Raw genomic sequence first — 16,160 nt, 5'->3', positions numbered from 1 at the left:
CTGAATTAGAGAATATAATATGACAGAGAAAGAAGTAAGGCCAATGAAACTTTCAGGTTTAGAGCCGTTAATTATTACTCCCGAATCCAATTTTATCAATGTTGGAGAGCGTACTAATGTAGCAGGATCTCGTAAGTTTTTGCGTTTGATCAAAGAAGAAAAATTTGATGAGGCATTAGACATTGCAAGACATCAGGTAGAAGGAGGGGCGCAAGTGATTGATATCAATATGGACGATGGTTTGATTGATGGTAAAGAAGCAATGGTACGGTTTTTAAACCTTATTATGGCAGAACCTGATATTGCAAGAGTTCCTATAATGATTGATAGCTCAAAATGGGAGATTATAGAAGCAGGTCTTCAGGTGGTTCAAGGTAAATGTGTAGTGAACTCTATAAGCCTTAAAGAAGGAGAAGAAGAGTTTATTGCTCATGCAAAAGCTATAAAAAGATATGGGGCTGCAGTTGTTGTAATGGCTTTTGATGAAGTTGGTCAGGCAGATAATTATGAACGCCGAATCGAAATCTCTAAACGATCCTATGATGTTTTAGTTAATCAGGTAAAGTTCCCTCCTGAGGATATCATATTCGATCTTAATATTTTTCCTGTAGCAACAGGAATGGAAGAACATCGTAAAAATGCTATAGATTTTATCGAAGCAACTCGATGGGTAAAACAAAATTTGCCTCATTGCAGTGTTAGCGGAGGTGTAAGTAATGTTTCTTTTTCGTTTAGAGGAAATAATACAGTTAGAGAAGCAATGCACTCTGTGTTTTTATATCATGCGATAAAAGCAGGAATGAATATAGGGATTGTAAACCCAGCAATGCTCGAAGTATATGATGATATCCCTAAAGATCTTTTAGAATATGTAGAAGATGTAATTCTGGATCGTAAAGATGATGCTACAGAAAGATTATTGGATTTTGCAGAAACTGTAAAAGGATCAAAAAAAGAACAGACTATTGATCTATCATGGAGAGAAGAACCATTGCAAAATAGGATTACAAGAGCGCTGGTAAAAGGAATTGATCAATATGTAGTAGAAGATGTAGAAGAGGCTCGACAAAGCGTGAGTAAACCAATTGAGGTTATAGAAGGGCATTTAATGACCGGGATGAATGTAGTAGGAGATTTGTTTGGATCTGGTAAAATGTTCTTGCCGCAGGTAGTAAAATCTGCAAGGGTTATGAAAAAAGCAGTGGCATATTTACTTCCATATATCGAAGAGGAAAAAAGAAAAAATCCAAAACAAGCAGAAGGTAATGGGTCCAATGGTCGTATACTTATGGCTACGGTAAAAGGAGATGTACATGATATCGGAAAAAACATTGTTTCAGTAGTGCTGGGATGTAATAATTATGAAATTGTAGATTTAGGAGTGATGGTTCCTCCAGAAAAAATTATTCAGACGGCAATCGATGAACAAGTAGATATTATTGGACTTAGCGGTTTGATTACACCATCTCTTGACGAAATGGTATATCTCGCCAAAGAAATGGAACGTAAAAATTTTAAAATACCTTTATTAATAGGTGGTGCTACGACTTCCAAAGCTCATACAGCAGTAAAAATTGACACGCAATATCAAAACGCCGTAGTACATGTTAATGATGCTTCCAGAGCAGTGACTGTGGTTGGAGACTTACTTAATAAAAGAAGTAATCAAAAGTATGTTGGGGATCTTAAAGAAGATTATGAAAAATTCAGAGAAGGCTTCTTAAAAAGAACCAAACAAAAAGAATATTTGACAATAACCGAGGCAAGAAAGAATAAATATTCCATAGAGTGGAGTGCTTCAGAAATTGTAAAACCAAATCAATTGGGTGTTCAGGTGATAGAAGATTTTGATTTGAAAAAATTGGAATCTTATATTGATTGGACTCCATTTTTCAGATCATGGGATCTACACGGTAAATATCCAGCGATTTTAGAAGATAGTGTTGTAGGAGAGCAAGCCGTTTCTTTGTTTAAGGATGCACAAGAATTATTGCAAAAAATATTTACCGATAAATTACTAGGAGCAAAAGCGGTATATGGTCTGTTTGAGGCAAACACTGTAAATGATGATGATATAGAGGTTTTTTCTGGAGAAGGTAAATATACGTTCAGAACGCTTCGTCAACAACTGAAAAAATATGCCGGCAAACCTAATTTTGCTTTGTCTGATTTTATTGCCCCAAAAGAATCTGGTATACAAGATTATATAGGATGCTTTTGTGTTACTACCGGATTTGGAACAAAAGAACTAGCAGAGGCATATGAAAAAGATCACGATGATTATAATTCGATTATGATTAAGGCACTGGCTGACCGTCTGGCAGAAGCTTTTGCAGAATATCTGCATAAAAAGGTTCGTAAGGATAATTGGGGATACGCTAATAATGAAGAATTAACAAATGAAGAGTTAATTAAAGAAGCATACAAAGGAATTCGACCGGCTCCAGGATATCCGGCTTGCCCTGATCATTTGGAAAAATTAACTATCTGGGAGCTACTTCTGGTTAAAGAAAAAATAGGAGTAGAATTAACAGAAAGCCTTGCTATGTGGCCTGCAGCGTCAGTGTCAGGGTATTATTTTGCTAATCCTGAAGCAAGATATTTTGGATTAGGAAAAATAAAAGAAGATCAGGTAAGAGATTTTGCAAAACGTAAGAATATTGATCTCGAATCTGCTACAAAATGGTTAAGTCCCAATTTGATTGATTAACGATAAACGTAAAGATGAAAGTAACTGAACATATTAAACAAGCAAAAGGAAAAACGTTATTCTCTTTTGAATTGATACCACCACAAAAAGGAAGAAGTATTCAAGAACTCTATAATAATATTGATCCTTTAATAGAATTTAATCCTCCTTTTATTGATGTTACCACTTCGCGAGAAGAGTTTATTTATATCGATAAAGATGGATTGCTTGATAAAAAATTAACTCGAATGAGACCGGGAACGGTTGGAATCTGTGCTTCTATTAAGCATAAATATAATGTGGATACAATTCCCCATGTATTATGTGGAGGGTTTACCAAAGAAGAAACTGAGTATCTCCTAGTAGACTGCCATTATTTGGGAATTGATAATGTTATGGCATTACGAGGAGATGCTATGAAAGAAGAAAAGTATTTTAATCCGACAAAAGGAGGGCATTGCTATGCAAATGAATTAGTGACACAGATTACCAATATGAATAACGGTCAATTTCTTCACGAAGTTATAGAAAGTGATAATCAATCCGATTTTTGCGTGGGAGTAGCCGGGTATCCAGAAAAACATATGGAAGCACCATCTATGGATTCTGATATAAGGCGATTAAAAGAAAAAGTAGATGCAGGTGCGGATTATGTGGTAACCCAGATGTTTTTTGATAATAAAAAGTATTTTGCGTTTGTAGAAAAGGCTAGAGAAGCTGGGATAGAAGTCCCAATTATTCCCGGAATCAAACCCGTTGCGGTTAAAAGACATCTTCAATTATTACCTCAGGTATTTAAACTTGATATACCAGATGATTTGGTACAAGCAGTAGAAAAATGTAAGACCAATAAAGAAGTAAGAGAAGTAGGTGTCGAATTTGCAATCCAGCAATCCAAAGAATTGATGGAGTATGGGGCACCAGTATTGCATTATTACTCTATGGGTAAATCAGATAACATTAAAAAGATAGCATCAGAAATTTTTTAAGTAAACCTTCAAGGTTTTATTACATTTGCCTGATGGTAAAAAGAATTTGTTGTATTCTGATAATTTGTATCTCTTTTGTTGTATCAGGTCAGGAGAATAAGAAGTATTATGATTTAGACATCAATAATTTCTACGGAACAATACTTGAACATAACCCAGATATTTCTCATTTGATTACAGGACATCCTTCTGGGATTATTATGTCTTTAAACAAGAAAACTTTTGGAAATAAAGAGTGGCAAAGGTTATATAATGCTCCTGATTATGGGGTTTCATTTATCTATCAAGATTTAGATAATGAGTTTTTAGGTGATAATATTGGGTTATACGCTCATTATAATTTTTATTTTCTAAATAGATCATTGATGCTCAGAATAGGACAAGGAGTTGCATACACAACTAATCCCTATGATGAAGATGAGAATTTTAGAAACGTGGCATATGGTTCTCATTTTTTGAGTTCTACATTCGCTCTCTTAAATTTTAAAAAAGAAAATATTGTTGGCGGACTAGGATTAAATGCAGGAATAGGAGTAATTCACTATTCTAATGCAAACTTTAAAGCACCTAACAAAAGTACAAACACTTTTCTTTTTAATGTTGGGGTGAATTATTTAATAGATTCTGATCTTCCCGAATATATCGAAAAAGAAAAAGGATTAGCAAGAGGATCAGAAGCAATAGGCTTTGGAGCTATAGTACGCTCCGGAATTAATGAAAGTGATGTTGTAGGTTCTGGACAATACCCTTTTTTAACAATAGGAGTTTTTGCCGATAAACGATTAAATAAGAAAAGTGCTATTCAATTAGGAGCAGAATTGTTTTTTTCCAGAGCCTTGGAGCGTTTCATAGATTTTAGAGCAACAGGAAATTTTAATGATGGTACTACTGGTGATGAGGATGCTAAAAGAATAGGAGTATTTTTAGGTCATGAGTTAAGAATTAATAAACTCTCTGTTTTAACTCAATTAGGATATTATGCGTATTACCCATATGATTTTGAGGGAGATGTGTATAATAGAATAGGATTACAGTATTATTTTACAAAAAATATATTTAGTGCTGTCACTGTAAGATCACATGCCGCTAAAGCAGAAGCAGTAGAATTTTCTTTAGGATATAGATTATGAAAAAAATAGTATACATAGTTTTTATATTAATTATATACGGATGTGATACTGAAAATGCTTTAGATTGTTTTCAGAGAACTGGAGATATAATAAGAGAAGAAATTGTTGTTTCAGATTTTACCAGGATTCTTGTAAATCCTAATGTAGAGTTGATCTTGAAGGAAGGTGAGACCACAGAAGTGATTGTTGAAACAGGAGATAATCTGTTGAATGAGGTTTCAGCTATTGTAGAAGGAAATCGTTTGATATTAAGTAATACCAATGACTGTAATTTTGCGAGAGATTTTAATCAAACCAAAATTTATGTCACTGCTCCTAATATTACAGAAATAAGAAGTGCCACCCAGTTTGATATTTTTTCAGATGGTACATTGTCATACCCTTCTTTGAAACTATTGTCAGAAGATTTTAATGAAGATACAGGAACAACTACAGGAACATTTAATTTGCAATTAGATAACGAAAGTGTTGAAGTCGTATCTAATAATATAGCATCTTTTTTTCTTTCAGGAATCACTGAAAATCTAAATGTCGGAATCTTTTCAGGAACAGGAAGGTTTGAAGGAGCCGAATTAATTGCTCAAAATGTAGAAATTTTTCATAGAGGAACTAATAAAATTATTGTAAACCCTCAACAATCTTTAAGAGGTGAAATTCGAAGTACAGGTGATATAATTTCAGTGAATAGACCACCAACAGTTGATGTAACTACATTTTTTACTGGAAAATTGCTTTTTCAGTAATTTTTATCCAATCACGTATTAGTAATTAGGGTAAATTTCCCCATTTATTTTTTCTAAAACAGAAGCTTTTTTTAACCTTTTTTTTAGATTTTTTAATTCTTGAACTCTTTCTGTATACAATAAAAATATTTTTAATGTATTGATTGCTAGTGGTTTGTATTGGATTGTTGAACCGAGATTAATTTGAAATTAATAGGATTGAACGCTATAGCATGTAAAGTGTTTTGTCGAAATATTAAGAATTTTTCGTGCTCTTAATTCAAATTAATGTCTAACTTTAGAAAACCTCAAATCTTTACTACTAAACCCATACCCAAAAATGATTCAAAATCAATCTGATAAAATAGAAAGCAAGCAAAAACTAAGTGCAGATTATCTTAAAGGAGAATTATATGCTCTAATTAAAAAAGACGATTCAATTTTTGATTTCATCATGGAGAATGGTTATGATGGATTGTGGTTTTGGGACTTGAACAATCTTGAGAAAGATTGGAAAAACCCAAAATTTTTAAATACCATAGGGTATGATTTTGAAGAAATGCTTAATACAATATCAATAAAGCAGGACGTAATTAACAAAGAGGATTTGAAATTGATATTTGGCAACTTAGCAAAACATCTTAAAGATTCCTCATATTCTTTTGATCAAATCCTAAGATATAAGCATAAATTAGGACATATTGTATCTATGAAATGTAAAGGTTTGGTAGTATTAGACAATGCTGATAAGCCATCAAGGATATTACTTGCACATCGGTTAATTACTAATTTAGATGGTATAGAAATAGAATTGCAAAATAAAGTAGTATGCTATAGACATATTATTGAATCTACCAACCTTGGAACGTGGGAGTGGAATGTAAAAACTGGTGAAACAATATTTAATGAAAGATGGGCAGAAATTATTGGGTATGATCTGTCTGAACTTGGATCCATTTCAATAGACACTTGGATTAAATACTCACATCCAGATGATCTGGAAAAATCGAATGAACTTTTACAAGAGCATTTTAAAGGAGATACACCATTCTATGAATGTGAGGCTAGAATGAAACACAAAGATGGTCACTGGATTTGGGTATTAGATAGAGGAAAAGTGATAAGTTGGGATACTGAAGGAAATCCTGAATGGATGACCGGTTCGCATCAGGAAATTACAGAAAATAAAGAGGCATTTACAACACTTGAAAATATAATTGATGATATAACCCAAGTTAGTATTATAGGTACAGATAAAAACGGTTTGATTACTACTTTTAATAAAGGAGCTGAAAACCTCTTGGGATATGCAAAACAAGAAGTAATATTTAAAGAATCTGTTGAGATTTTACATCTCGAAGAAGAAATGACTTATAGAAGAGATGAATTATCATCTTTACTTGGATATGAGATTGAAGGATTTGATGTCTTTACCACTTTACTAGAAAAAGAAGAATATGATACTAGAGAATGGACACATGTTAGAAAAGATGGAGGTACATTTCCTGTTCAGGTTACATTGTCACCTATCAGAAATAATAACGAAATAACCGGATACTTAGGAGTTGCTACTGATATAAGCGAAATTAAAAAAGTAGAAAAAGAGCTGAAATCGTTACTGGCCGTTGCCGAAGATCAAAATAGAAGACTTAAAAACTTTGCTCACATCGTTTCGCATAACCTTAAATCACATTCAGGAAATTTTGAAATGCTTTTAGAATTATTCGTTCAAGAAAACCCTGGAATCGAAGAAAACGAAATTATTAAACTTTTTAAAACAGCATCAGAGCACTTGACCGAAACTATTGTTCATTTAAATGAGGTAGTACTTATGAATACTTCTGTAAATGAAAATATGATTGGCTTGAATTTAAGAGAAGCAGCAAATAGAACGATCGAAAGTATTTCTGCTTTTGCAATTGAAACAGATGTAACAATTCATAACCAAATAAATCATGAGGTCCGTATTTTAGGAATCCCAGCATATCTGGATAGTATTTTGCTTAATTTCATTACTAACGGTATTAAATATAGTACTGATAAAAAAGATAGTTATATCGCTTTAAAGAGTTATTTAGAAAAAGAATATGTAGTATTAGTTATTGAAGATAATGGTCTTGGGATCGATCTTAAAAAACATAGAGCCAAATTATTTGGGATGTATAAAACCTTTCATAATAAGAAAGACTCAAGAGGTATAGGGCTTTTTATTACCAAAAATCAAGTTGAAGCTATTGGTGGTAAAATAGAAGTGAAAAGTAAAGTTAATGAAGGAACTACTTTTAAAATTTATATGAAACATGAAAAAAATTGATATTGCCTGTATTATTGATGATGATCCCATTTTTGTATTTGGGGTAAAAAAAATAATGGAAATTATTAATTTTTGTAATAGCGTGATGGTTTTTCGTAATGGAGAAGAAGCATTAAATAATTTAAAAGCAATTATTTCTGCTAATGAGAAAATACCTGATATTATCTTACTGGATCTTAATATGCCCGTATTAGACGGATGGCAGTTTTTGGAAGAATTCATTAAAGTACCTTGTCAAAAAAAGATAATAATTTATATAGTTTCTTCATCCGTAGATCCCGAAGATGTATTAAGAGCCAAATCTTACGAAAGAGTTAGTGATTATATTGTAAAACCCGTAACTGTTCAAAAACTAAAAGAAGTTTTACAGGATATAGATAAAGCAAGTTAACTTTAAGCAAGTTAAAAAAAACTTTTTACGAAGGATTGGTGAGTTCTCTAAATATGCTTTCAAGATCTCTGTTCTTTCTGGATAACTGAAGAATTTTGAGTTCATTATCATGTGCAAAATCAAAAACAACAGGTCTCATATCAGTTGTAGTATCAAAAGTAAGTAAATAGGCAAATCCATGAATATTCTTCACTTCCTTTATATGTGGGAGTTTTAAAAGAAAAGCCTCTTCAACTCTGTAATCAAATTCGACTTCGATAACCTGATTTGTTTGATCGATCACTTCATTAAGGTTTTTGTCTGCAACAATTTCGCCTTTATTAATAATAATTACTCGATCACACATCGCTTCCACTTCTTGCATAATATGAGTTGATAGAAAAACTGTTTTTTCTTTACCTACAGATTTTATTAATTCTCTAATTTCAACTAATTGATTGGGGTCTAAACCAGTGGTAGGTTCATCCAGAATTAAAACCTTTGGATCATGAAGTAATGCACAAGCTAATCCAACTCGCTGGCGATATCCTTTGGATAATTGATTGATCTTTTTATTAGCTTCAGAAAGAAGACCAGTTAACCCTATTACTTCTTCTATTCTGGATTTAGGTGTCCCATACACTTTTGCATTAAACAATAGATATTCTCTAACATACATATCAAGATATAAAGGATTATGTTCTGGAAGATATCCAACACTTTTTCGCACATCAATAGATTCTTGATTCACATCAAAACCGTTAACAGATGCTTTACCATCAGATGGATCTAAATAAGTAGTTAGTATTTTCATCATAGTCGATTTACCAGCACCGTTAGGTCCTAAAAAACCAACGATTTCTCCTTGTTTTACTTCAAACGAAATTTTATTCAAAGCTCTTTGCTCATTATAGAGTTTAGAAACATTAGATACTGAAATAGACATAAATAAAAAATGAAAATAGATTAAATTCAAAAATACATAATTCAAGAATGTATCATAACGAGAACTCATAAAATTCCTGAAAAGTATATTAACACTTTGATAATATTCTGATAAAACACAGGAAAGAATGTTTATTTATCTTTAAAGTTATAAGAATTAAAGTATGTTTCAGAAAATTATAAAACAGACACTCAAGAAGTTCTTGACTAAGTTAGTTAGCTTGGGACAGCAATTAATTTTTCGTTTGATATTTCCTTTCTTCAAAATAGGACTGTTTAAACACTAATGATTACAACTTATATACTTCAAAAGGTTAATGAATACAGTTAAAGGCCTTATTTGGGGTGTTACTACAGCCGCAGCTCAAACTGAAGGAGCATTTGATAAAGATGGTAAAGGGCCTTCAATTTGGGATGAATTCACAAAAAAAACACATAGAATAAAAGATGGCTCAAATGCTAAGGTAGCTACGGATTTTTATCATCGTTATAAAGAGGATATCCAATTAGCCTCAGATATCGGATTAAAGATTTTTAGATTTTCAATTTCCTGGTCAAGAATCCTTCCCGATGGTACTGGAACCATAAATCAAAAAGGAATTGATTTCTATAATCGTGTAATTGATTACTGCATTAAAACGAACATCGAACCCTGGATTACCACCTATCACTGGGATTTACCTCAAAAACTACAAGATCAAGGAGGTTGGACAAACCGAAAAATTATTGATTGGTATGCGGATTACGTTCAGATTCTTAGAGATCATTTTGCCGATCGTGTTAAATATTGGGTGCTAATCAATGAAGGTATTGTTTGTATAGGAGGAGGATATTTTTTGGGAGTTCATGCTCCGGGAAAAAGAGGTGTCAGAAATTTTATTTCAAGTACACATCATCTTTTATTAGCACAAGCAGAAGGTTTTAGAGTCTTAAAGCAAATAAAAGAACTTCAAGTTGGAGCCGCCATAAGTTGTACAAAAATAGAAGCTTACAGAAATACTAAATCAGATCGTAAAGCCGCAGAAAAAATCGATACTTTAATGAATCGACTATTTATAGAACCACATCTTGGCTTAGGATACCCAACTGGAGATTTGCCTTTTCTAAAAAGGATTTCCAGGTATTGTTTAGAAGGAGATTTAGAAAGGTTAGAAATAGATTTTGATTTTTTGGGAATTCAGACATATACCAGAGAAGTGGTCAAAAATGCCTGGTATATACCATATTTGGGAGCATTATTGGTAAGAGCAGGAAAGAGAAATGTGCCGGTTTCGATCATGGGATGGGAGACATATACAGAAGGGATACCTTATTTTTTAGAGCGATTTTCTAAATATGACTCTAGAAAAGCATTATGGTTATCTGAATGTGGTATGGCACTATCAGAAGATGAAGATGATCAAAAACGTATTGAATACTATGAAAAAGTAATAGAGCACACTCAAGAGGTTTTAACTAAAGACATTCAGTTAAAAGGAATATTACTTTGGACATTAGTAGATAATTTTGAATGGGCAGAAGGATATATTCCAAAGTTTGGAATTGTTGATATGGATATGAATACTTTGGAAAGAAAGATGAAAAAAACTGCTTATTGGTTTAAAAACCTTTTGAAAAATAAAACTCCTTAGTACTAATAAAAACAAGGTCGCTTAAATATAAAATTCAGAAGTATGCTTGATTTCTTTTAAAACAAAAGTACTATTAAGAACCCCAATATTTTCTATTTTAGATAATTTGGTTTTTACAAAATCGTGATATTCCTCAAGACTCTTAGTGTGTATTTTTAATATAAAATCTACTTGTCCAGCCATATGGTAACATTCCTGAACTTCTTTTAAATTTTGTATCTGCTCTTCAAATTTTTCTATAAAAGCTTCATTGTGATATCGCATGGATACTTGACAAATAGTAGTTATAGATCGATCAATTAGTTTTTTGTCAAGTATTGCAACATACTTTTTTATAAACCCTTGTTTTTCTAACCTTCTTACCCTTTCATAAACCGGAGAAGGAGTAAGGTTGAGGATCGTTGCAATTTCTTTTGCAGTTTTTTTAGAATCCTTTTGTAAGATTCTTAGAATGGTAATATCGGTTTGATCTAACTGTTCCATATGCCCAAAAAAATTACTACAAAACTTTTATTTGTAGTACGTGAAAAGTAAATATAGCTATTATTATTTCTTAATACAGTATTTATTACTTAATTTTTTGATTAATTCGGATATAAAAGTTGTTATTATTACTTTAGTGAGTAAATAATGCTTTTATTATATTGATTTTGAATAGAATTATGGGAACAAAGATTTTAGTAATTGGAGCTAATGGCCAGTTGGGTTCGGTTCTTACAGATGCGTTACAGCATAAGTTTGGAAATGATAATGTAATAGCTTCAGATCTTAGGGTTAAAGAAGGATATAAAGGGAAATTTGAAATAATTGATGCAACAAACAAAGATCGTATTGAAGAAATTGTAGTCAAATATAAGATTACCCAGATATATCATTTAGCCGCAATTTTATCTGCAAAAGGAGAAGAAACACCATTAGCGACTTGGGATATAAATATGAAAACATTATTTAATGTTCTCGAAGTTTCAAGAGCTAATAATATTGAAAAGATATTTTTTCCAAGTTCGATAGCTGTTTTTGGAGAAGGAGCACCACTGGATCATACACCTAACAATGCTTATTTGGATCCGGCAACAGTTTATGGAATAAGTAAGGCCGCAGGTGAAAATTGGGCTCAATACTATTTCTTGAGGTATGGTTTAGATGTTAGATCAATCCGTTATCCAGGAGTTATAGGATATCAATCATTACCAGGAGGTGGAACAACTGATTATGCTGTAGATATTTATCATAAGGCGGTTCTAGAAGAAGAGTTTTCTTGTTTCTTAAAAGAAGATGCGACACTTCCAATGATTTTTATGGATGATGCTATTCGAGCTACAATAGAACTTATGGATGCACCAAAAGAAAGTATTAAACTTAGAACTTCATACAATATTGCAGGAATTAGCTTTTCTCCTGCAGAAGTAGTAGCAGAAATTCGTAAATTATATCCGAATTTTAAAGTAAAATACGAACCAGATTTTAGACAGGATATTGCTTCAAAATGGCCTAAGTCTGTAGAGGATATGGCAGCAGCACAAGATTGGGGTTGGAAACCCAAATATGATTTGGAAATGATAACCACAACAATGGTCAAAGAATTACAAAAAAAATATAAAACAGGATCAAAAAATCTAGAAACTTTACTATTATAACCCAGTAAAAAAACTTAGAAGAGATAAATTACAGAAATAAAATTAAAGAATAACAAATCATGTTTTCAAATATAAAAGAAGAGATACAAAAAGAATTAGAAGAAATTAAATCTGCGGGCTTATATAAATCCGAAAGAATTATTACAACACCTCAGGGAGCACAGATAGATACGACACAAACTAAAGATGTTTTAAATTTTTGTGCAAATAATTATTTAGGTCTTTCATCACATCCTGATGTTATTGAAGCAGGAAAAAAAGCAATTGATTCTCACGGTTATGGGTTGTCATCTGTTCGTTTTATCTGTGGAACTCAAGATATTCATAAAGAATTAGAGCATAAAACAGCAGAGTTTCTAGGAATGGAAGATTGTATTCTATATGCGGCAGCTTTTGATGCAAACGGAGGAGTTTTTGAACCTATTCTTGGTCCTGAAGATGCAATTATTTCTGATGCGTTAAATCATGCGTCTATTATTGATGGTATTCGTCTGTGTAAAGCTAAGCGTTTTAGGTATGAACACAATAATATGGTAGATCTTGAGAAGCAATTAGTGCAAGCAGAAAGTTCAAGAAGGAAATTAATTGTAACAGATGGATCATTCTCTATGGATGGAACCATTGCCCAATTAGATAAAATTTGTGATTTAGCAGATAAGTACGGAGCTATGGTGATGATCGATGAATGTCACTCAACTGGATTTTTAGGTAAAACAGGGCGTGGTACACATGAATATCGTGATGTTATGGGAAGAATTGATATCATCACAGGAACATATGGTAAAGCTCTCGGTGGAGCCTCAGGTGGATTTACTGCAGCAAGAAAAGAAATCGTAGATATGTTAAGACAACGATCTAGGCCATATCTGTTTTCTAATACTGTAGCACCATCTATTGTAGGAGCCTCCATCAAAGTATTAGATGTATTAAGTTCTTCAACAACACTTCGTGATAAGCTAGAAGAAAATACAAAATATTTTAGATCAGAAATGACCAAAGCTGGATTTGATATCATACCTGGTGATCACCCTATAGTACCAGTAATGTTGTATGAAGCAAAATTGGCGCAGGAGTTTGCTGCAAAGTTATTGGATGAAGGTATCTACGTAATTGGATTCTTCTACCCTGTAGTTCCAAAAGGGAAAGCTCGAATTAGAGTTCAATTATCTGCAGGACATGAACAAAATCACCTTGAGAAAGCAGTAAAAGCTTTTACTAAAGTTGGTAAAGAGCTGGGAGTGATTTAGATACAAACGTTTGTTAGTGCGTTAAAAAGTAGAAGATTAATAATGTTATTAATGTTTCGTTTTTGATTTTTCATAGAAATGGATAAAAAAATTGAAGATTAATGATAATGCACTAATAAAGGTGAAAAAAAGAAAAAAATATTTTGAATAGAAATAGTTTTGCCTACTTTAGCATCATAATATAACAAGACAATGAACAACGTATTTACTTGGAACCGATTTTATTTTTTCTTCTTTTATTTTAAAAGTAAGGTCGGGATCACTATGTAAATAATAGTTTAAAAGATATAGTTAAAATCCCGATAGTTAGACATCGGGATTTTTTTTTAGCAAAAATTTCAAATTGAAACCATTATTGAGTTCAGATTGAATGATTAAATAAATCTATAGAAAATTAGAATACTGTAATGAAACAGATAGATCATAATATAGAGTATATAGACAAAGCCTCTTATCCAAAACAGGATAAAGCATTAAAAGTTGCCATACAAGGTATAAGAGGTTCATACCATCATGGTGTTGCTCAAGCTTATTTTGGAGAGCAAGTAGAGGTTGAAGAATGCATGTCATTTCAAGAGTTAGTAAGCAGTCTGGAAAAAGGAAAAAGCACTGATGCAGTAATGGCTATTGAAAACTCTATTGCAGGATCTATTATACCTAATTATGCCTATATAGATGAACATAATCTAACAATAAGTGGAGAATATTTCTTACCTATTTATCATTGTTTGATGGCATTAAAAGGTCAAAAAATCTCCGATATAAAAGAAGTGTATTCTCATCCGATGGCACTATTACAATGCAAAGAATTTTTTAGAGGATTACCACATATTAAACTGGTTGAGGATGTCGATACAGCAGCAGTGGCAAAAAGAATTCAGGAAGATCAGTTATATGGTATTGCTGCAGTGGCAGGAGAGACAGCTGCTGGGATATACCAATTAGATGTTTTGGCAAAAGATATTCAAACTATTAAATCAAATAGTACAAGATTCTTTATTCTAAATACAAGAACTGATAGTGAGATAAAGAAAAAAGATATAAATAAAGCATCTCTTAAATTTCTTACAGATCATAAAAGAGGAAGTTTGGCAACAGTATTAAATGTTATGAGCGATTGTGGATTAAATCTAACAAAGATTCAATCGTTACCAGTAATTGATATGCCTTGGAAGTACTCATTCTTTGTAGACGTAACCTTTAATGCTTATGAAGATTATCAAAAAGCAATGTCAATATTAAAAATAATGGCTTTAGAATTAAAAGTTCTGGGCGAATATAAAAATCAAAACGGATGAGCATTCAAACAGCAAAACGATTAGAGACTGTTGAAGAATATTATTTCTCCAAAAAATTAAGAGAAGTAAGAGGCCTAGTAGCTTCTGGTAAGCCAATCCTTAATATGGCGATCGGTAGTCCTGATCTTGATCCTCCCAAAGAAGTGGTGCAGGCAATTAAAGATGCAGTAGTAGTTGATGGCGCTCACAAATATCAAAGTTATCAAGGTATTCCTGAGTTGCGCCAGGCCATAGCTGATTTTTATAAAGAAAAATATAAAGTTCTGCTAAATCCCGAAAATGAAATTTTACCATTAATGGGATCTAAAGAAGGGATTATGCATATCTCATTGGCATACCTCAATGAAGGGGATGAAGTATTGGTACCTAATCCAGGATACCCCACATATACCTCAGTAACCAAATTAATCGGTGCTAAACCAGTATTTTATGATTTAGTAGAGAGTAATGGCTGGGAGCCTGACTTTGAAGCACTATCTAAAAAAGATTTGAGTAAGGTAAAAATTATGTGGGTTAATTATCCTCATATGCCAACGGGAGCGTCAGGAAATATTGATTTATTTGACAAATTGATTGCCTTTGCTAAAGAAAATAATATTCTCATTGTAAAAGACAACCCATACAGTTTTATACTTAATGATAGCCCTTTGAGCATACTGTCAATCGATGGAGCAAAAGATGTAGCTTTAGAACTTAATTCTTTAAGTAAAACTTTTAATATGGCAGGATGGCGAGTAGGAATGGTGAGCGGAAGTTCTGAAAAAATTGAGGCAATACTAAAAGTTAAAAGTAATATGGATAGCGGTATGTTTCAAGGAATCCAAAAAGGAGCAATTGCAGCATTAAAAATCACAAACGGATGGTACGATAAAATGAATGCTATTTATAAAGAAAGAAGAGAGTTAATATGGCAATTGGCATCACTTATAAATTGTACTTATGATAAAACTGCCAAAGGAATGTTTGTTTGGGCAAAATTACCGCAAGGGATGGACGCTGTTAAATTCATAGATACCGTGTTGTATCAAAACGATATTTTTATAGCTCCGGGAGATATTTTCGGAAGTAATGGAAAAGGATATATAAGATTTTCATTATGTGTTACTAAAGAGAATATTAAGGAAGCGATTGGAAGGTTTAAAAACCATAAAGTTCAACCTCAAATTAATACTGTTGTCAAATAAGAAG

Annotated in this window: 13 protein-coding genes; 11 read left to right on the top strand and 2 right to left on the bottom strand. The window is 32.4% G+C overall.

Annotation, left to right across the window (positions count from 1 at the left end):
- Positions 1 to 19: 19 nt before the first annotated feature.
- The 6 genes from metH (at position 20) to U0D62_RS12895 (ending at position 8,235) form a co-directional block, all read left to right on the top strand.
- Complete coding sequence (metH, locus tag U0D62_RS12920) at positions 20 to 2,710, top strand: methionine synthase (protein ID WP_322287719.1); 2,691 nt, start codon at positions 20 to 22, stop codon at positions 2,708 to 2,710.
- A 14-nt stretch (positions 2,711 to 2,724) separates the two neighbouring features.
- The gene (gene metF / locus U0D62_RS12915; RefSeq protein WP_322287718.1) at positions 2,725 to 3,678 is read left to right on the top strand and encodes a methylenetetrahydrofolate reductase [NAD(P)H]; all 954 of its coding nucleotides are present in this window, start codon (positions 2,725 to 2,727) and stop codon (positions 3,676 to 3,678) included.
- A 32-nt stretch (positions 3,679 to 3,710) separates the two neighbouring features.
- Complete coding sequence (locus tag U0D62_RS12910; RefSeq protein ID WP_322287717.1) at positions 3,711 to 4,808, top strand: acyloxyacyl hydrolase; 1,098 nt, start codon at positions 3,711 to 3,713, stop codon at positions 4,806 to 4,808.
- Complete coding sequence (locus U0D62_RS12905; protein WP_322287716.1) at positions 4,805 to 5,551, top strand: head GIN domain-containing protein; 747 nt, start codon at positions 4,805 to 4,807, stop codon at positions 5,549 to 5,551. Before U0D62_RS12910 ends, U0D62_RS12905 begins: the two co-directional genes overlap by 4 nt.
- Positions 5,552 to 5,870: 319 nt before the next feature.
- On the top strand, positions 5,871 to 7,844 hold the full coding sequence (locus U0D62_RS12900; protein ID WP_322287715.1) for a PAS domain-containing sensor histidine kinase: 1,974 nt from the start codon (positions 5,871 to 5,873) through the stop codon (positions 7,842 to 7,844).
- Positions 7,831 to 8,235, top strand: a complete 405-nt coding sequence (locus tag U0D62_RS12895; RefSeq protein WP_322287714.1) for a response regulator — start codon at positions 7,831 to 7,833, stop codon at positions 8,233 to 8,235. The genes U0D62_RS12900 and U0D62_RS12895 overlap by 14 nt, the downstream gene beginning before the upstream one ends.
- 25 nt (positions 8,236 to 8,260) lie before the next feature.
- Here U0D62_RS12895 and gldA read toward each other — a convergent pair whose 3' ends face one another.
- On the bottom strand, positions 8,261 to 9,160 hold the full coding sequence (gldA, locus tag U0D62_RS12890; protein ID WP_322287713.1) for a gliding motility-associated ABC transporter ATP-binding subunit GldA: 900 nt from the start codon (positions 9,158 to 9,160) through the stop codon (positions 8,261 to 8,263).
- A 316-nt stretch (positions 9,161 to 9,476) separates the two neighbouring features.
- On the opposite strand from gldA, the gene U0D62_RS12885 reads away from it, so the two are divergent.
- A complete protein-coding gene (locus U0D62_RS12885) occupies positions 9,477 to 10,790 on the top strand; it encodes a glycoside hydrolase family 1 protein (protein ID WP_322287712.1) in 1,314 nt (437 codons plus the stop codon).
- 21 nt (positions 10,791 to 10,811) lie between these two features.
- Here U0D62_RS12885 and U0D62_RS12880 read toward each other — a convergent pair whose 3' ends face one another.
- Positions 10,812 to 11,273 (bottom strand): Lrp/AsnC family transcriptional regulator, encoded by a 462-nt coding sequence (locus tag U0D62_RS12880; protein WP_322287711.1) that lies wholly within the window; start codon positions 11,271 to 11,273, stop codon positions 10,812 to 10,814.
- Positions 11,274 to 11,452: 179 nt separating this feature from the next.
- On the opposite strand from U0D62_RS12880, the gene U0D62_RS12875 reads away from it, so the two are divergent.
- The 4 genes from U0D62_RS12875 (at position 11,453) to U0D62_RS12860 (ending at position 16,156) form a co-directional block, all read left to right on the top strand.
- Entirely contained in the window at positions 11,453 to 12,427 is a 975-nt protein-coding gene (locus U0D62_RS12875) for an NAD-dependent epimerase/dehydratase family protein (protein ID WP_322287710.1), read from the top strand.
- A 59-nt stretch (positions 12,428 to 12,486) separates the two neighbouring features.
- Positions 12,487 to 13,674 (top strand): glycine C-acetyltransferase, encoded by a 1,188-nt coding sequence (gene kbl / locus U0D62_RS12870; RefSeq protein ID WP_322287709.1) that lies wholly within the window; start codon positions 12,487 to 12,489, stop codon positions 13,672 to 13,674.
- A 407-nt stretch (positions 13,675 to 14,081) separates the two neighbouring features.
- Positions 14,082 to 14,972: a prephenate dehydratase gene (locus tag U0D62_RS12865; protein WP_322287708.1), complete on the top strand. Its 891-nt coding sequence runs from the start codon at positions 14,082 to 14,084 to the stop codon at positions 14,970 to 14,972.
- The gene (locus U0D62_RS12860; protein WP_322287707.1) at positions 14,969 to 16,156 is read left to right on the top strand and encodes a pyridoxal phosphate-dependent aminotransferase; all 1,188 of its coding nucleotides are present in this window, start codon (positions 14,969 to 14,971) and stop codon (positions 16,154 to 16,156) included. Before U0D62_RS12865 ends, U0D62_RS12860 begins: the two co-directional genes overlap by 4 nt.
- Positions 16,157 to 16,160 lie beyond the last annotated feature (4 nt).

This window comes from Aquimarina callyspongiae (assembly GCF_034322225.1).
Classification (GTDB): Bacteria; Bacteroidota; Bacteroidia; order Flavobacteriales; family Flavobacteriaceae; genus Aquimarina.
This window is presented reverse-complemented; position numbering and strand designations above follow the sequence as displayed.